Origin of the sequence: Paenibacillus sp. FSL H7-0940, assembly GCF_037979415.1 — a bacterium.
In the GTDB taxonomy this organism is placed as follows: domain Bacteria; phylum Bacillota; class Bacilli; order Paenibacillales; family Paenibacillaceae; genus Paenibacillus; species Paenibacillus amylolyticus.
This window is the reverse complement of sequence record NZ_CP150280.1, coordinates 453,630-471,113: the sequence shown is the minus strand read 5'-3', so window position 1 is coordinate 471,113 and position 17,484 is coordinate 453,630. Positions and strand designations below refer to the sequence as shown.

Annotated in this window: 14 protein-coding genes; 2 read left to right on the top strand and 12 right to left on the bottom strand. The window is 48.2% G+C overall.

Translation table 11 applies throughout. From position 1 onward, the window contains the following. Positions 1–53: 53 nt before the first annotated feature. Positions 54–908 carry a pentapeptide repeat-containing protein gene (locus MHB71_RS02005; RefSeq protein ID WP_076252817.1) on the top strand — a complete coding sequence of 285 codons (855 nt, stop codon included), beginning with the start codon at positions 54–56 and terminating at the stop codon, positions 906–908. A gap of 160 nt (positions 909–1,068) precedes the next feature. Here the strand turns inward: MHB71_RS02005 and MHB71_RS02000 are convergent, their stop codons facing one another. The 6 genes from MHB71_RS02000 to MHB71_RS01975 form a co-directional block, all read right to left on the bottom strand. After that, positions 1,069–2,052: a diaminopimelate dehydrogenase gene (locus tag MHB71_RS02000; protein ID WP_076252818.1), complete on the bottom strand. Its 984-nt coding sequence runs from the start codon at positions 2,050–2,052 to the stop codon at positions 1,069–1,071. A 205-nt stretch (positions 2,053–2,257) separates the two neighbouring features. Beyond that, positions 2,258–2,836, bottom strand: coding sequence for a hypothetical protein (locus MHB71_RS01995; protein WP_340028703.1), 579 nt, complete (start codon positions 2,834–2,836; stop codon positions 2,258–2,260). 32 nt (positions 2,837–2,868) lie between these two features. Continuing rightward, entirely contained in the window at positions 2,869–3,015 is a 147-nt protein-coding gene (locus tag MHB71_RS01990; RefSeq protein WP_017687030.1) for a hypothetical protein, read from the bottom strand. A gap of 47 nt (positions 3,016–3,062) precedes the next feature. Then, complete coding sequence (locus MHB71_RS01985) at positions 3,063–4,046, bottom strand: alpha/beta hydrolase (protein WP_340028702.1); 984 nt, start codon at positions 4,044–4,046, stop codon at positions 3,063–3,065. Positions 4,047–4,279: 233 nt separating this feature from the next. Further along, entirely contained in the window at positions 4,280–5,035 is a 756-nt protein-coding gene (locus MHB71_RS01980; RefSeq protein ID WP_340028701.1) for an exodeoxyribonuclease III, read from the bottom strand. Between the two features lie 109 nt (positions 5,036–5,144). Then, a complete protein-coding gene (locus tag MHB71_RS01975) occupies positions 5,145–5,702 on the bottom strand; it encodes a GNAT family protein (RefSeq protein ID WP_340028700.1) in 558 nt (185 codons plus the stop codon). Between the two features lie 131 nt (positions 5,703–5,833). On the opposite strand from MHB71_RS01975, the gene solA reads away from it, so the two are divergent. Next, positions 5,834–6,967, top strand: coding sequence for an N-methyl-L-tryptophan oxidase (gene solA, locus MHB71_RS01970; RefSeq protein ID WP_340030116.1), 1,134 nt, complete (start codon positions 5,834–5,836; stop codon positions 6,965–6,967). 133 nt (positions 6,968–7,100) lie between these two features. Here the strand turns inward: solA and MHB71_RS01965 are convergent, their stop codons facing one another. The 6 genes from MHB71_RS01965 to MHB71_RS01940 form a co-directional block, all read right to left on the bottom strand. Next, the gene (locus MHB71_RS01965; RefSeq protein ID WP_340028699.1) at positions 7,101–8,945 is read right to left on the bottom strand and encodes an RICIN domain-containing protein; all 1,845 of its coding nucleotides are present in this window, start codon (positions 8,943–8,945) and stop codon (positions 7,101–7,103) included. 41 nt (positions 8,946–8,986) lie between these two features. After that, complete coding sequence (locus MHB71_RS01960) at positions 8,987–10,327, bottom strand: glycoside hydrolase family 43 protein (RefSeq protein ID WP_340028698.1); 1,341 nt, start codon at positions 10,325–10,327, stop codon at positions 8,987–8,989. Between the two features lie 440 nt (positions 10,328–10,767). Beyond that, positions 10,768–13,806 carry a beta-galactosidase gene (locus tag MHB71_RS01955; RefSeq protein WP_340028696.1) on the bottom strand — a complete coding sequence of 1,013 codons (3,039 nt, stop codon included), beginning with the start codon at positions 13,804–13,806 and terminating at the stop codon, positions 10,768–10,770. Between the two features lie 306 nt (positions 13,807–14,112). Next, on the bottom strand, positions 14,113–15,609 hold the full coding sequence (locus tag MHB71_RS01950; RefSeq protein ID WP_340028695.1) for a glycoside hydrolase: 1,497 nt from the start codon (positions 15,607–15,609) through the stop codon (positions 14,113–14,115). 90 nt (positions 15,610–15,699) lie between these two features. After that, positions 15,700–16,545, bottom strand: coding sequence for a carbohydrate ABC transporter permease (locus MHB71_RS01945; protein ID WP_036617294.1), 846 nt, complete (start codon positions 16,543–16,545; stop codon positions 15,700–15,702). Continuing rightward, the gene (locus MHB71_RS01940; protein WP_340028693.1) at positions 16,538–17,425 is read right to left on the bottom strand and encodes a sugar ABC transporter permease; all 888 of its coding nucleotides are present in this window, start codon (positions 17,423–17,425) and stop codon (positions 16,538–16,540) included. Before MHB71_RS01940 ends, MHB71_RS01945 begins: the two co-directional genes overlap by 8 nt. Positions 17,426–17,484: the final 59 nt, after the last annotated feature.

The window sequence follows — 17,484 nt, the reverse complement described above, 5'->3', positions numbered from 1 at the left end:
AGTGGTACTGACGTAATTCCATCTATTTGTACTATTATAAGGAAGTGTTTACATTGTCTAACCAACCATTTGCCAGCACTGCGAGTCCTCATCTTAGCGCAGACTGTGAGCAATGTTTTGGCCTGTGCTGTGTTGCCTTGCCCTATGGCAAGTCATCTGACTTTGCTTTTGATAAAGCCAGCGGCACACCCTGTCCCAATCTGCGCACGGACAATCGCTGCGGTATCCATACCCAGCTTCGGCAGAAAGGGTTCAAAGGTTGCACGGTATACGACTGTTTCGGAGCTGGACAGAAGCTGTCCCAAGTGACCTACGCGGGCAAAGATTGGCGTGATCATCCAGAGTCTGCAAACGAGATGTTCGATTGTCTGCCTGCTTTGCGACAACTTCACGAGTTGCTCAGTTATATGAAGGAAATGATGATGAGACCGGAGACGTCATCCCTTCACTCGGCATTTGGTGAGTTATATGAGGAGATTGAGCGCTTGAGCAATCTGGAGCCTGCGGCACTCCTCCGTCTGGACATCGCCAATTATCGGTCCAGTGTGAATCAACTCTTGGTCCAGGCAAGTGAGATGGTACGCGCGAATGTGCCACCCACCGCTCATGGACAAGGGAAGTCGAAGAATAGTAAAAAACGTACCGGAAGTGACTTTTTTGGTGCCAATTTAAAAGGGGCTGACCTGCGGGGCGCAAGCTTCCGAGGGGCTTTAATGATCGCAGCCGATCTCCGAAATGCAGATACACGAAATGCGGATTGGATTGGCGCGGACTTGCGGGATACGGATCTGGGCGATGCAGACCTGAGAGGTGGCATCTTCCTGACGCAATCCCAAATTAATGCAGCCAAAGGTAATGTGAATACCAAGTTGCCGGATCATCTTAACATTCCCTCACACTGGGTGTAGGGTGCCATTTCCGCAAGAGCACGAGCAGGGATACAGGCAGCATAGTACCTGCCAATTTATATGAATATATGAATCGTATACAGCAACAGCAAAAAAAACAGCTCGTCCTATACATCCAAGGACGAGCTGTTTGTTATAAACTCACTGGAACGAATCAGAATTATAACAAGTCGCGGCGGAGATCTTCAGCCGATTTTGGAGACAAGTGACCGAGCGGAATATCAAATACCGTTTTCGCTCCCTTATGTCCTTCCACGCTCAAGCGTTGTGCGGCTCTTGCATACGCTACAAGTACGCTTGCTGTAAATTCAGGATTGCTGTCGAGTTTCAGACCAAATTCAATAATTTGCTTTTGACCAGCCCCTGTAACCCCACTGCGAATAACAAATCCACCATGCGGCATACCTTCATGCTCGGATTTCAATTCTTCTTCGCTAATAAACGTTACAGTTGTATCGTAATCTGCAAAATAGTTAGGCATCGACACAATCGTCTCACGGATCTCATCCTGATTAGCACCATCTTCTGCTACCACATAACATTGACGCAGATGTTTCTCACGTGTAGACAGCTCTGGTGTCTCCCCTGCACGAATGCGGTTGATTACCTCTTCAACAGGTACAGTATACTGTACACCCGCCTTAACGCCTGGAACACGACGAATAGCATCCGAGTGGCCTTGGCTCACACCTTTGCCCCAGAACGTGTACTCTTTTCCTTCTGGCAGGATGGACTGTGCAAGCAGACGGTTCATGGAGAACAAGCCTGGGTCCCAACCTGTGGAAATGACACTTACGTGACCGCCTTGCTCTGCCGCAGCATTAACTTCTTTGTAGAATTCAGGAATCTTCGCATGTGTATCGAAGCTATCTACCGTATTGAACAACTTGGCGATGGCTGGTGTTTGCTCTGGAAGGTCGGTTGCAGAACCACCACAGAGGATCATAACATCAACCTTGCCTATGTATTGCTCCACTGCAGAGATATGCTCAAAACGTACTTCTGTGCTTTCAGCGACCATCTGCTCCGGATTACGACGTGTAAACACAGCAATCAGTTCCAGATCCTCGTTCTGGGAAATGGCTTTCTCTACACCTTTACCCAAGTTACCGTAACCAACAATACCCACTCTAATCATGTTCAATCCTCTCCTGTCTTCTTCTATAGTTGTCTATTACTCTGTTTATAATGATATAACATAACATGTAACCTGTCAGGTTTCCAGTTCGAAATAAAAATACCTTGCAGCGGTGCAGCAATAATGCGGCTCCGTATGCAAGGTATTATGGCGTTCATTCGTTATTTTAGGAAGAAAAAAGCAGGAAAGAAAAATAGCCCTTATCTTCTGCTTATGATTCTGTCCAGGTCAACGTCAGTTCAATGACGCCTTCCTGTCCCGCCAATGTTCCTCCAATCAAGGACCAGACATCCTGCGTCTCCGGGTCGGTTCCCTGAATGATAATATTTTTGTCATCGATCGTCTGACCTGCATCCGTCAATTTTTTGGCGTTGAAGTAATCTTTATACAGCTGGGATACGGTTTTCATATCTTGTTCAGTGGAGAAAATCACCATCGCCGATTGCTTGCCTTCATTCTCACCAGAATTGGCTAAACGAATTGTTGCATCTTCCGGCAATGGGAAATCACTTGGCAAGTTCTCCGGCAACTCATTGGTTCCAGCAGACGTTTCTTCACCACTATCCGAGTCCGAGTCGGTTGGTGCAGTCGTACCCTCCGTTTCGGTCACTGCACTTGTTGTTGCTTCGCTTGCACCTTCATCAGTCGCTTGTTCACCAGTTCCGGAGGAAACTTCAGTGTCCACCTTCTCCGTATCACTCGGTTCGTCTGCCGCGCTACTGCAAGCACTCAAGGCCACCATCATCGCCAGTGCCGCACAGGCCAATACATATTTCCTTCTCTTCACCATCTGTTACCACTCCTTCTTCTTCGTTTCATGTGCTAATCACGTTCAAACGGCTGGATCACAGGCACCGCATGAACATTATTCTTAACCCATATCACAGATACAGATAATACACTAAGAGACAATAGACAACTGGCTACAAGAATGGACAAGAAGCGGGTGATTACTTTAAACTTTTTCATCCATCCCTCCTCCTCCTGTTCTTCATGTGTTTGTGGAATCATGTTACTCATAGGTCACTGGACGGTGTCACTAATTTCATGATCTCGGCGGCGACAATATCCGGTTGACTGTTATGGATACTGTGTGTCGCTTGTGGAACCGTCAGCTGTGTTCCGTGTCTTGACCATAAAGCAAAATTCGCTTGGTCGGCCTGCCAAGCATGACTGTCCTCATCCGACTCCTCCGAACCGGCTGTGAGGATCGTCAGGGGGAAGCCAAACTTCGTTTTGTTCTCAAGCACACACGCTGCATTTGTTCTGGAATTCCGAACCTCTTCCATGACATTGTCATTGTACGCATGTCTCAGCGTGGATATCGTGACGGCTTTTTTCATCGGTTCCGTTACCAGATTTGGGTCAATGACCAGAGATGCCATCATGCGATCCGATTGCAGCAATGTTCGTGCGATACCTGTTTTCACCAGAAAACGGGACCAATCCATCATCCATTCTGGTGTATTCAAGTCCGTACGACTGTAATACTCTGGGCTTCCGCCATCGATCATGACCATGCCAGCCACTTCATCAGGATACCTTTGCGCAAACCGCAGTGTCTCCAGCGCACCCAGGGAGTGACCGACCATGATGTAAGGTGGACGTTGACCGGATGTTCGCAGCAATTGGTGGATCTCTTCCGAGATGGTATCAACATCACGAGAGTCATCCGTATAGTCGCTGTATCCATACCCGAACCGATCATATACCGCAATTTTCGCCTGTGATTTCAACTTGTCATATAGCGGACTGAAATCCACATACGGATTAGGTGTACCCCAGCCTGAGGCAAACACCACGGTTACCTCTCCTTTGCCAGCGGTGTAGAGGTGCATGTTGCGACCACTCACTTCATAATACTTGCCTGGCGGGGGATAGGACTTCATATCCTGCGTGGATTGATACGCTTCATACGCTGTACCTGCCAGCAGCAAAAGTCCTGTGGCAAGCATGATGCCTCCCAGCACTTTTAACCCTCTCCGTAACCCCTTCTTCATCTTCTCTACCCCTTACCCCAAAGGTTCATCTATATATGTATGCTTCAATCGTACCCAAGAAATAGCGGGATTGAAACAATCCCGAGTCCAGTTCTTTCCCCAACCAAAGTCCAGTGTCCCTCCCCTACCTGTGACGCAAAAAAAACTGCAAATCTCCCATTCAGGAAACTTGCAGTTCATCTATACTTGTATTCTAAAACTCTTACCTCAATCTATCTCACAACGATCCTTACCTATAGTTGCAAAGTAAGACCCACCGGGCAATGATCACTGCCCATCACGTGGCAGTCGATATGCGCATCTGCCACCTTAGGTGCCAATTGATTGGATACGAGAAAATAATCAATGCGCCAGCCGACGTTCCGTTCTCTAACCTTCGGCATATAAGACCACCAGCTGTATACATCCGTACGATCCGGATACAGATGGCGGAAGCTGTCTACATACCCGGAAGCAAGCAAATCAGTCATCTTGCCACGCTCTTCAAGGGTAAATCCGGAATTGCCCAGATTGGGCTTCGGATTCTTCAGGTCAATCTCCTGATGAGCCACATTCAGGTCACCACAGACGATAACCGGCTTAGTCTGCTCCAGTTGCAGAATGTACCGCCGGAATCGATCCTCCCATTCCAGACGGTAAGGCAGCCGGGTCAGATCCCGCTTCGCATTAGGGGTATAGACGTTCACCAGATAAAACTCATCATACTCCAGTGTAATCATCCGTCCTTCCGGCTCGCTGTCCTCCTCCATCCCGTAACGAACGGATAAAGGCTTGATTCGGCTAAATACAGCCGTGCCGGAATATCCTTTTTTGATCGCATAATTCCAATATTGATAAACATCTTCCCCCAGGTCCATCTCAATCTGTCCGGCTTGTAATTTGGTCTCCTGAAGGCAGAAAATATCCGCCTGAGTCTCTTGATAATAATCCATGAATCCTTTGGTAACACATGCCCTTAAGCCATTCACATTCCAGGACACCAGCTTCATATCCTCATCTCCTCACATCTCTCCAATATAGCATGGGCTCATTCAGAGGGACAAGCCTTACGGCTCTGGAATGAGATGGAGTCATTGGAATCCTTGTGGGCTAGCTTGCCTATATTTCGCTTCGTAACTTAGAGAACACCGCAAGGTCAATATATCTGCCTTTCTCAAACTCATGCTGCCGCAGTACACCTTCCTGTTGGAAATCAAGTTTATGTAACAGGTGAATTGACGCCTCGTTCTCCGGTTCAACCTTTGCTTCGATCTTGTTGAGCTGCATGCTTGTGAATCCAAAATGTAACACAGCACGGGCCACTTCCGTCATAACACCGCGGCCCCAGAAAGAGGAACGCAAATCGTATCCAATCTCTGCACGGTTATGTACATCTTCATAGTTCAGGAACCCACAGGTTCCGATCACTTTACGAGTTTCACGGTCTTCAATCATCCAGCGTAAACCCGTGTGTTCCTTGAAAATCTTCGTATACCAATTCATCTCACCCTGTGCATCCTCCAAGGATTCAAAGGGAGTGAATGGCATATATTGAACCACAGCTTCATCGGAATATAACGCGAGCAGATCATGGCTGTCTCCAGCCTCAGCTGACCGGAGGATGAATCGTTCTGTCTGAATTAATGGAAATAGATCAAACCTAAATTGCTCACTCATGCGAGGTCTCCTTTGCAACATTCATTGTAGAAGTCCATTTTACTACACTTGCCTTCATCAAGCTTTTACTATTAATATGTTCTATTAAGGCATTACTGTAGAAAAGGATACATAGGAGAGGACGTGCTATTATCACACAATCATATGACGTTATTATCGTTGGAGCCGGCTCCATGGGTATGAGTGCAGGTTATTATCTATCGCGCAGTGGATGCAAAACTTTATTAATCGATGCCTTTGATCCTCCGCATACGGAAGGAAGTCATCACGGGGATAGCAGACTGATGCGCCATGTGTACAGTGGTGGGCCTGACTATATTGCCATGGCATTACTTGCACAGAAGTTATGGCACGAGCTGGAGGAAACGACCGGAGACCAACTGTTTGTTCCTTCCGGTGTAATAAATGTGGTTGATCCGGAGATTCATTCCTTCCACAACCGATTGAGCCATGCAGATGATGCAGGTATTCGGTATGAAACGTTGCACGCAGCCGAGGTGATGAAACGCTGGCCAGGTATTACAGTACCTGAACATTACGAGGGCATGTATGAGCCTGATGCGGGTTATTTGTATAGTGAACCCTGTATTCGTGCCTTTCGCAAGGCGGCCGAGGCTCATGGTGCCACCTTGTTAACGCACACTCGGATGGAGCATATCGAGTACGGACCACATTCCGTTGCAGTTCAGACTTCAGGTGGCGAGACATACCATGCAAATCAAATCATCCTGAGCGCTGGCGCCTGGTTTCAGACATTGAAACCTTTCGTGGATCTCCCCATTCAGGCAGTGCGTAAAACGGTTGGATGGTTTGACGCACCAGAAGCTTTGTATGGCGAGCCACACTTCCCTGGTTTTACACTGGCAGGAAAAGAAGGTACATATTATGGATTTCCAAGCATTGGCGGATCAGGTCTGAAGATGGGTCGTCATGATACGGGCCAGGTGTGGACACCAGGAAGTACAATGGCTCCTTTTGGTACGGAAGAAACGGACGAGGGGGATCTGCGCAGGCTGCTCGAACTTCATATGCCTCAGGCAGCTGGAGAATTGAAACGTGGTAGTGTGTGCAAGTATGAATTCACTTCGGATGAAGATTTTATTATCGACCGACACCCTGCCCATGAACGTGTGTGGCTCGCAGGCGGTTTCTCCGGCCATGGCTTCAAGTTTGCAAGTGCCGTTGGGCAGATTCTATCCGACTTGGTGCAAACGGGGCACACGGATCAGGATATTAGCAGGTTCACCCTATCCCGTTTTCGTTAAGTCCCAGCAGCTGGGTGGATGAATATATGTATGTCTAAAATAGCTAATTTCCTTGAGGGTGCAGTGTTGCTTAGAGCACTGCACCTCCAAGAAAGAAGGACACGCAATGACGTTTAATTCATGCGTACTCACACTAATTAACTTTGACCAGGCTCCATTGCTGATTGGCTCCGCCGTTGTCGGCCCACTGAATGGTGGAGGCACCCGCCGTTAGAGACCCTTGATTGATGTCAACCGTCAGTCCACTGTTTCGATTCGCAAGTACCACATATCCTCCCACATCAATTGGCAGCCATTGCTGATTGTTGCCCCCGTTATCCTGCCACTGAATCAGAGCGGCTCCGCCTTGTGTGGAACCCGAATTCACATCCAGCAAAAGCCCACTGCCTACATTGCGAATGTTGTAATATCCGTTACCTGCCGACTCCAGCTTCCATTGCTGGTTGGCTTCTCCATTATCATTCCACTGAATGATTGTTGCCCCACCCGTAGAAGAAGCACCGTTAACATCGAGTGCAAGTCCACTATTGCGGTTGATTAATTTGTAGATGGCCCCGGATTCATATCCTGTACCGCCATTGTAAGTTGCACCGGAAATGACGTAGGTTGTGACCGAATTGGCCTTTGCCGTAGCGGTAAAGGTTTTGTTTTGCACCGAAATATTGGTCAGTTGCTGCAACTTCTCTGTTGAAGAGGTCCGATATACTTGAGCAGACGTGCCGGTGTTTGTAAAACGACTGAGATCATAGGTTACCGTTGTATCCGTCGATTCCGAATTGGTTGTAACCAGTACTACTTTGCCGGAAGCTGCATCATAGGCTGCAAGGGTATTGGCATCACTCATGCCGATAATCTTGTACCCAGGACGAATAAATTTGCTGTAATTGCCCATGACATAATATTTTTGGTTCACGGTGTAACTGGTCGTTTGTGTATTGTTCAACACGTTCTTGAAAAATCCCCATCCTTCTGCACTATCGACGGCTTGCCAATACACCCATCCACTTGCGCCCATATTGCGAATATCCTTGAGGATGGTACGTGACATGGTAAGTCCACTTGCATCCCCGTCTCCATATTCCGAGGTCCACAGATGTTTGCCCGCAGACGTCGCTGTGTTGCGCAAAGCAGTACGATTGCTTCCGCCATACGTATGAGTGTTGATCTGAGTGATCGCTGATTTAACCGCATTGCTGTAGCTGTTGAACGACACATTGGAATCATCGATACTGTATTCTTCCGGTGCGCTCAGCTTTGTGGACAGGCCCTTTGCATTCAACGAAGCTTGTACCTGACTCAGAATTGTGTTCTGATCCGCCCGGTCAAAGTGCATGCCCTCCTGGTCATTGCCCTGCTTCCACCACGTCGAGATTGGTTCATTCAGCGGAGTTACGCTATCAAATGTGATCCCCCAGTTATCCCGAAAATGCTTCACAACCTCAGTTAAGTAATCGGCAAAATCATCGTAGTAATCGGGCTTGAGGTTGTTACCACCATTGGCCGAACCGGACACATTACCACTGATGGTCATCCAGTAAGGTGCGGAATTTGCAAAAGCTTCGATGACATTCACGCCTTGAGCTTTGGCAGCTTGCAGCATATATCGTTGGTTTGCATCTGCATTCCAGTCATACACGCCGGGAGAAGGCTGGTAACCAGGAACGGCTTTGCGATATTCGAGGATATTGGATGATGGATTATCCCCGCCTCCAATGTTGTACCGCAGAATATTCAGCCCCAGTCCGGTATTTGCATTGAACATTTTCTCCACATACTCATCCCGATTGGAATATTCTCCAACCACTTTGCCCCACCACGCGAGGGATGTTCCCCATCCTTCCATCGTCTGATATTGCTTCGATGGATCGGCAACAGCCGTGTAGGCTCCTGCAGCAGATACCTCTGTCCCCACACCTAAACTTCCTGTTAGCAGACTTCCTGCCAGCAGCAGCGAGCTCATTCGTTTCAACCACTTCATCCGCTTCACTCCTTTTGTATTTTCCGGAACACGAACACCAATCATTGCCCGATCTCTCGGAAGGTCGCGTCTGACTTATCGAGTGCGGTAACGACAGCTTCCAATTTCAGCACATTATTATAATGTCTCAGGTACAGGTTCGGATTACTAAACGAGGTATACGATGTCCAACTAGCGTTAGCAAGTCCATTTACACGTTTGAACGTGGCGTCATTTCGGAACGTAGTGCTGCCGTCATTTTTCACGAGTGTGATGTTGCCATTATTATTGCGCAGGAAATAACCCGGATAATTCATGGACTCAAACGAAATGCCTGTTGCATTCGACAGCCCAGGAACGATACGGAATTGTGCATCCTCCGCTGGACTGACACTCGCATCAATCCGTGCCTGATAGTTGTAATGACGAATGAAGCTGCCCGGCACATTGAATGACTCCAGCTTGCGGATATCACCCGGTTGTCCGGACTCTTTCAATACGGTCATATGCCGGACGAGTCCGGTAAGACCTGCAATCTCTTGTTTGGCACCCCAAGTCTGGAAGTTGTCAGCAGAGTCGCTGTAATAATATTTTTGTGTTGCATAGCCGTCAAAGTAGATTCGCCATGAACCATTATCCAGCTGAACAAGCGCCGGACCTTCCACCCAAGAACCCCAACCTGCCCAATCCCCTGTGCCTTTAAAGGTATATGGACCCGTTAGCGAAGTGGATGTCGCATATTCAATGTATTTGGTGATCTCGTTCTTGGTAAAAGCATGATAGGTTGAGCCTGTCTTCACGATAAAAGTGTCGATATAATTAGGAGCAATGCCTGCCAGTTCAGTAGGTGTAGACCATGAGGTAGATGTTAGATTGCTGCCTGAAGCTGTGAGTACATAAGGTTTGAAATTCTGATAGTTGCCTGGTGAGAGGGACACGATAATGTTCAGACTGCCGTTGCTGTCTTTGAACCATTCTGGTGCCCAGGTGTGTGCAATTGTGGTAGGTGTGGATAATGTAATGTTACGGACAAATGTCCAGTTTACCCTATCCGGGCTGGAGGCAATGCCGATGGTGTTACCCGACCAGTTCGTGGTGTAAACAACGTAGTATAGACCATCGGTGTGCTTCATGATGCTGGGATCGCGGATCAGATCGGCCGGAGGTGTATAGGCTGGCCCTTTTAGCAAACCATAGTGGGTTGCATTATACGATTCGTAGATATACATATTGGACTCACTTGTGTTCGTAAAGGCTGATATCGTATATACACTTGTTGCTGCTCTGGCTGTATTGGGGAATAACATCGTTAATAGGAGCAATGTTCCAAGCAGCATGATCATTCCGGCCTTGAAACATTTGGACTTTCCTGCTCCTATTCCCTCTTCCTTCTTCGTCAACATTGGGTCATCTCCTTATCCATGAGTGATGAACAGAGGAATACCTCACTGTATTACCAAAGACAAAGCGTAGCTGGGACTGCCACTGATGACCAATACCTCACAACTACCTGTTCAAATTCCAATTACATGAAGCATCACTCCCTTCACAGATCATGGATGAACACTCTTTATATATGTAAACGGTTACAATTAATTAAACTACAAGTGTTACCTTAGTTCGTTGTACCAACCTGATCACCACAGTTCCCCCATTCCCTTAGCCTAATTCACTCACAAAACTGAATCCAAAGATTCACAAGCTCGAGTTATTTGACTAAGAAAATGAGGTAGTGTGACTGTTGTAAAAGGTGAAATGCTGCGCCCAACTCGAACTATCTCGATCCAGTTATTGTTCTCAACTATAGTTGGATCAGTAAGACAGCTAACGATCCATGCATGAACTATTCCACCACAACCCACGGATAACGGGATAACGCATCCAACAGGAATCGTACACGTTCTGGTGTTCTGCCTTCTTCATCGAACAAAAGTAATTCATTCTCTTCCTGTAGCCAAGCTACTGGAATTTTGTAATCCTCTTGCGGACCAATCTGCCAGTAACGGCCCAGATGATGTCCGTTCAGGTGAATCGTTCCTTTGCTCATTCCGGTCAGGCGAAGCATCAGGTTCACCTTATGGTGCTCGGAAATAGTAGGTTTCGCGAAACGCCAGCGGTACCAGACCGGCTGACCATACGATCCTCTGACTAGAGTATGATTGGATACAGGGTGAGACTTCTCACTCAATGTAGCACGATTAACCGATTCATTCGTGGTGCGGGGCACCAGATTGGCAGTACAATTGCCACCTGCGGCGATATCAGGCTGTCCTGTACGCTGGATTGACCCCTGTGCTCCAGGATGGATCGATTCCTGTCCTACCTCGTAGCTCTCCCATTGTTGCGGAAGCAATGCATCCGTCCCTGCCATACGCCAATCCTTCAGTTCTCCCTGACTCGGATATGTGATTAGTTCCAGTCGATTCAGCGAAGAGCGGCTATACGGCATTTCCAGTGTATTTGTCTCTCCGGGCTTGATATACAAGGAGATGTCTAACGTCTGGAAGGCAAACCAATCCTGATATCCTTCCATCGGAACTTCGATACCATTGATACGAAGACCTTTACTCAAAGCACCCACAAGAATCGCCCGATCCATGCTATCCAGTGTAAAGCTTCTGCTCAGCAGTGGAGATTCTTGGAGAGAGTTCACCTCATCGAGATGCACAAACCCACTCTCCATAAGCCAATCCCGACGAATATCCTGAACCTTGCCATCCAGATACACAGCACCAGCCAGACCTTTGCTCTCACCCAAATACGGGGAGAAGTTCAATCTGCCCATATGCTGTACCAGAATCTGAAGTGTATTCTTCCCTTTGGCCACTTGCAACTGCACACCTGCTGCCCCTACCTGACGAACCAGTGCCTGCTGAACACCATTAACGATGATTCTGGCAGTATCCTGGATATCCGGCAAAATGAGGTTAGTGACCCCTTCGGTTGGACTCTCGAAATCACATTCGTACAATAGATAACCAAAATCTTGTCCGTATCGGGAAAAGTCTTCTGGTTGTCCACTCGCCGGACGCTGCTTCGCAGTTAACGTAACACGTGACAACTCTGGAGAATCAGACAATGTCGGCGCACTCGGTAATGTCCACGGAAGCTGCTGCTGTTTGCCTGCAATAGGCTTCTCGCTGGCACAGAACTCGTGACCTGTTAACGTCCGTTCTCCATCGGTCCAGTCACCAAGCAACGTAATTGTGCGATCTGGGTCAGTAATCATGCCCTTGACCTGACCCGATGGTAATACGTCTACGTCATCGAAGCCGATCGCATAACGAAGTCCCTTCTGATCTGTTGCTACCAATCGCCATGTTCGATTCATCGTCTCTTGATCCAGAATAACGAAACGGATCGGTATGCCGTTGGCTTCCAGTTGGATCATTCCCGGCTCTTGGAAATGGAACAGATCTAGGCGGTGTACGCTCCTTGCTGAATCATGTTCGACCAGCACTTGCACTGTACTGCCCGTGACGTTTAATACCTCGGCTTCCAGTTCAACAACAGAACGCTGCCCGGCAGCCGCCACGATGAACAGAGTCAATTCTCCATTTATCATTTCATTGCCCGTAATCATCGTACCCGCAGTCAGGTATACGTGTTCAGCAATCTGTACTCGATCCAGCAAAGGAACAATCTGTCCTGGATTCAGCGATACGGGAAGAGTACGGCCTTCCTCCAAAGTAATGTGCATCGTCTCGCGTTCATCCTTGTGACTCTCCAGGAACCAAATCTTCTGGTTGTCAGCCTGTCTGCCTCGTACAGATATGCCTTCAGGATGACGTACAACGATCTGTTCTTCTGGAATTTCCTCTGTTTCCATCAGAAGGGCCCCGAAAGCATGGACGAAATAGGACAAATTCTTGGTTACTGCATATTTCGGTGTCACCCGTCCATATTCGTTCAGGGGTGCATCATAGTCATAGGACGTAATCATGAAGATATCACTGCTACCCATCGTTCTGCCGCCATATCCACCAAAGTTCGTGCCACCATAGAACATGTAGTGACTGATTCCGGTATACCCGGCGCGCAGGATTTCCATGATGCGTCTCTCCAGCAAAGGCGCTGTCTTCTGAACGGCCGAAGGCCCTCCCCAATTCTCGAACCATCCGGTCCAGAATTCAGTGACCATCTTCGGGGTGTCCGGTTGTTTGGCTCGAAGTTTCTCATAATGCCCGTCAGCACCTGACCAGAAATTAGCCCCTTCAATCGTGCCTTCCGCCCCGCCAACGCAAGTGATCAGCGTAGCGTCAATGTCACGTTGCAACAATCCATCTCTCAGCGTATTCATATGGTCACTTGCAGCAGCGTCATCCATCAGATACCCGTATTCATTCTCCACCTGAACCAGAATGACCGTGCCTCCAGCGGACAGCTGGCGTTCCCGAATAATCGGCACAAGCCGGTCAAAATACAAATTCACATAGTGCAGATACGTCTCATTATTTTCCCGGAATTTCACGCCGTCCTTCGTACCAAGCCAGTATGGAAAACCGCCAAAATCCCATTCCGCACAGATAAACGGACCCGGACGCGCGATGACCCACATGCCCAGTTCTGCGCACAAATCCAGAAATGCTCCGCAATCGTTGTCCCCTTCAAAGGACCACTGTCCTTCTTCCGGTTCATGCACATTCCACGCAAAGTAAGTGTCGATGCAGTTCATGCCTGCCAGCTTCGCCTTCAGCAGAACCTCACGCCATTCCTCCTTCGGCATACGGAAATAATGGATCGTGGCACTGTTCAGAAATACACGCTCTCCGTTTAGGAAAAAACTGCGTGCATCGTATGTTAATTCAGATAGAACACCATTCTCAGCCCTCGCGATGTTCTTCTCCTGTTCCTGCAGCAAAAGGGATGCTTTCTCTGTCAAAGTTATCCCCTCCTTCTCTTTATTTAGGTTCATATATCCTGTAACTAATTTAAGGTGAACCATATCCGTTAAACTAAAAGCCATTTACACGGGTACTACGATTACAGAACAACTTTCCGATCGCTGTTATCCCCAGATTTTTTTGATTCCCTTTTCTCAAAGGGAAAATCCGGGGATAAAGGCGCACGCTCCGCTTCTTCAAGTTATTTCTGTCCTCTTCGTTTCTGTGTAAATGATTAGTTCAATTTATATTGTCCATATTCACACCAGCACTCAGATGTCAGAACAACCTTCCGGGTGCTGCTATCAGTTCCCCTGCAACGTCACGCCTTCCAGTACAACGGTTGTAATGGAGTTGTCGGCCGTAGGTACTTCCAGTCCGTTGGCATACACCGGAATGTCTTCAAGCTGTTCCATGTTCCGATCCGGTGAAGTCTGATACACCTGCGCGGTGGCTGATTTTCCATACGTATACCCTGCCAGTTCAAACGCTGTTGTACCCGCTGACAATTCGTTACGAATCACTAGCACCAATCTCTGGTGTTCCCCGTCGTAGGCAGCCAGCGTGCGTCCACCATCGGTTGGAATAATCGTCGCGCCGGGACGAATAAACTTCGTGAACTGGGCCATACCATAATACTGTTTGGTCATCTCGTACTGCTCTTCTCCGTTGAAATTGGCATGAATGAAGCCCCAATTGTTATTGGCACCTTCATCTTCAACGGCCTGCCAGTATACCCAGGCGGATGGCTGCATGATTTTCAGATCAAACATGATCCGCTCCGCCAATTCTTGCACCGAGGTCATATCCTCATGACTGTGCGGCTCGCTGCCGCCGGTTCCGTACTCGGACATCCACAGCTTTTTGCCATGGCGTTCTGCCAGCGTGCGCAGCTCTTCCATTTTGCTACCATTATAGGAGTGGGTATTGATCTGCTGGATTACGTCCAGCGTGTCCTGATCATAGAGATTGAAATTAAACACCGTCTCATCAATGCTGTTATCGTCCGCGGCACTAATGACGGTTCCGTCCAGTCCTTTGCTCTTCAACGATGCAGCAACTTTTTTGATAATCTCGGCCTGTTTCTCATTCGTAAAATGACTACCTTCCTGCATATTGCCCTTCTTCCACCAGTCGGAGGAAGGTTCATTGAGTGGATTCAGTGTGCGGAAGGTGATCCCCCACTCGTCCCGATAATGCTTCACAACTTCAGTCAGATAATCGGCAAACGCATCATACTGGTCGTCACGCAGATTATTGCTGCCATCCACAGCTCCGGTAACGGATCCACTGATCGTCATCCAGTAAGGTGGTGAATTGGAGAATGCTTCGGTAATGTTCACGCCACGCTCCATCGAGCCTTGTAATACAGCCCGCTGACCTGCATCAGCATCCCAGTCCCACTCTCCATGTTCAGGCTGGAAGCCAGGTACATCCCCGCCGGGACGTAGAGCTTTCATCTCCGGATTTTCCTCACCGCCAATATTGTAACGAACGATGTTCAGACCTAATCCTTTCTCCGGATCAAAGACCAAATCCATCACTTCACTAACCTTCGCCTGATCCTTCCATCCGCCAAGATCGTTGGCCCACCAGGCAAGTGACGTGCCCCAGCCTTCAAAATGATCATAGGATTGATCCAGCTTCAGACGTACCGGTTCCCCTTGGAACTCAATTGTTTTGGATGATTCATTGGCAAAATGATTGATAACAATTCCTCCTCCTGCCAGCAGAGCAATCAGAGCGACACCCATGAGGATATAACTCCGTTTGCCTCTGCTGCGTTGTTCTTTATGCGCCATGGGCTATACAATCCTTTCTCCATGTACGTTGATTACTCCGTTGACCTTGATCATCAGGTTCAGTACATACATCCACTACAGACACTTCGGTTACTTGATTCCGCTGCTTCCGCCGCTAATGTTGGCTTCATAGACATAACGTTGTCCGAACAGATATACCAGCACCATCGGAATGGTGAGGAACAGGGAAGCGATCATCACAAGGTTCCATGGTGGCATCTGCCCACCACCTACCGTAGTCAACAGCTGCACCCCGAGTGCCAGCGGCATTTTCTCCGGATCATTGATATAGATGAGCGGCCCCATGAAGTTGCCCCAGTTATAGGAGAATGAGAAGATCGCAATGGCCGCAAGTATCGGATAAGTCAGTGGCATGATGATCTTCCAGTAGATTCCCGGGTGTCCCATACCATCGATCATGGCGGCTTCATCCAGTGATTTTGGAATACTCATGACAAACTGCCGAATCAGGAATACGTTGAACGCTCCGGCGAAGAAGCTCGGTACGATCAGCGGGTAAAATGTATTAATCCAGTCCAAGTGACGGAAGATGATGAACTGTGGTACCATCGTCACCTCACCCGGAATCATCATCGTACTGAGCAACACAATAAACAGGAAACGGCTGCCTTTTGCTTTGATTCGGGCAAAGCCGTAGGATACGATCGAAGCTGATAATACCGATCCGACAATCGTAAAGATGGTTATGATGACCGAGTTTTTGAGATATGTTCCAAGATTATTATTCGTAAAAATCGTATAAAAGTTCGACCATTGGAACTCCATTGGAACGAAGGTAAAGGCTGATTTGACGGTTGTTGCGTCACTTGCCAGTGCAATGGAGATCATGTACAGGAAAGGCGAAGCAAGCAGCACCCCGACCAGAATCAGAAAAATATAGGATATCGTCTTCTCCACAGTCGATGGATTACTCATTGGCTTTTCCCTCCTCGTAGTGCACCCATAGCGCCGATGAACGGAATACAACGAGTGTCAACACCATGATGATGATGAATAGTACCCAAGCAATCGCCGATGCATATCCCATTTTGTAGAATTGGAACGCATTCTGGAACAAATAGGGAACAACCATCTGACTTGAATTGTCAGGTCCCCCGGCAGTTACGATGAATACCTGCGCGAAGGTCTGGAGCGCTCCGATCATACCAGTCACGAGATTGAAGAAAATGACGGGAGTCAGCATTGGGAATGTAATATGGAAGAACGATTGTGTACTTTTCGCCCCATCGATGGCAGCGGCCTCGTACAGCTCCTGTGGAATGCCTTTCATCCCTGCAAGCAGCAATACCACGCTACCACCCACACCCCATAAGGACATGAGAATCAATGCAGGCTTAACCCAGTTCGGATCAAGAAGCCAGGCAGGACCCTGAATACCGAAGATCGCAAGTGCCTGGTTGATCAACCCTTCCGTCGGTGCAAGCAAGTGGATGAAGAGCAATGAACTCGCAACCACCGGAACAACCGACGGCAGATAGAACAGAATACGGAAGAAGGTGATCCCTTTGATTTTTTTGTTGAGGTAATATGCAATCCAGAGCGAGATCGACATGCCCAGCGGAATGGATATCAGCGCATAGAAGAATGTATTGCCGACGGATTTCCAGAAGATCGGATCATCGGTCAGTAATGTTTTGTAATTGTCGATACCAATGAATTCAGGGGACTGGAACAGATCCCAATTCGTGAAGCTCATATAGATGGAAAACAGGATCGGACCCAGAGTCAGCCCCAGAAATCCGATCAGCCAAGGCGAGATGAAGATGTAGAACCATTTCCCGTCCTTTTTTCTCACGTTAAGCCCTCCCATGACGCAGAGAGCAGATGGAACCCGCATTCACGCCGATTCCACCT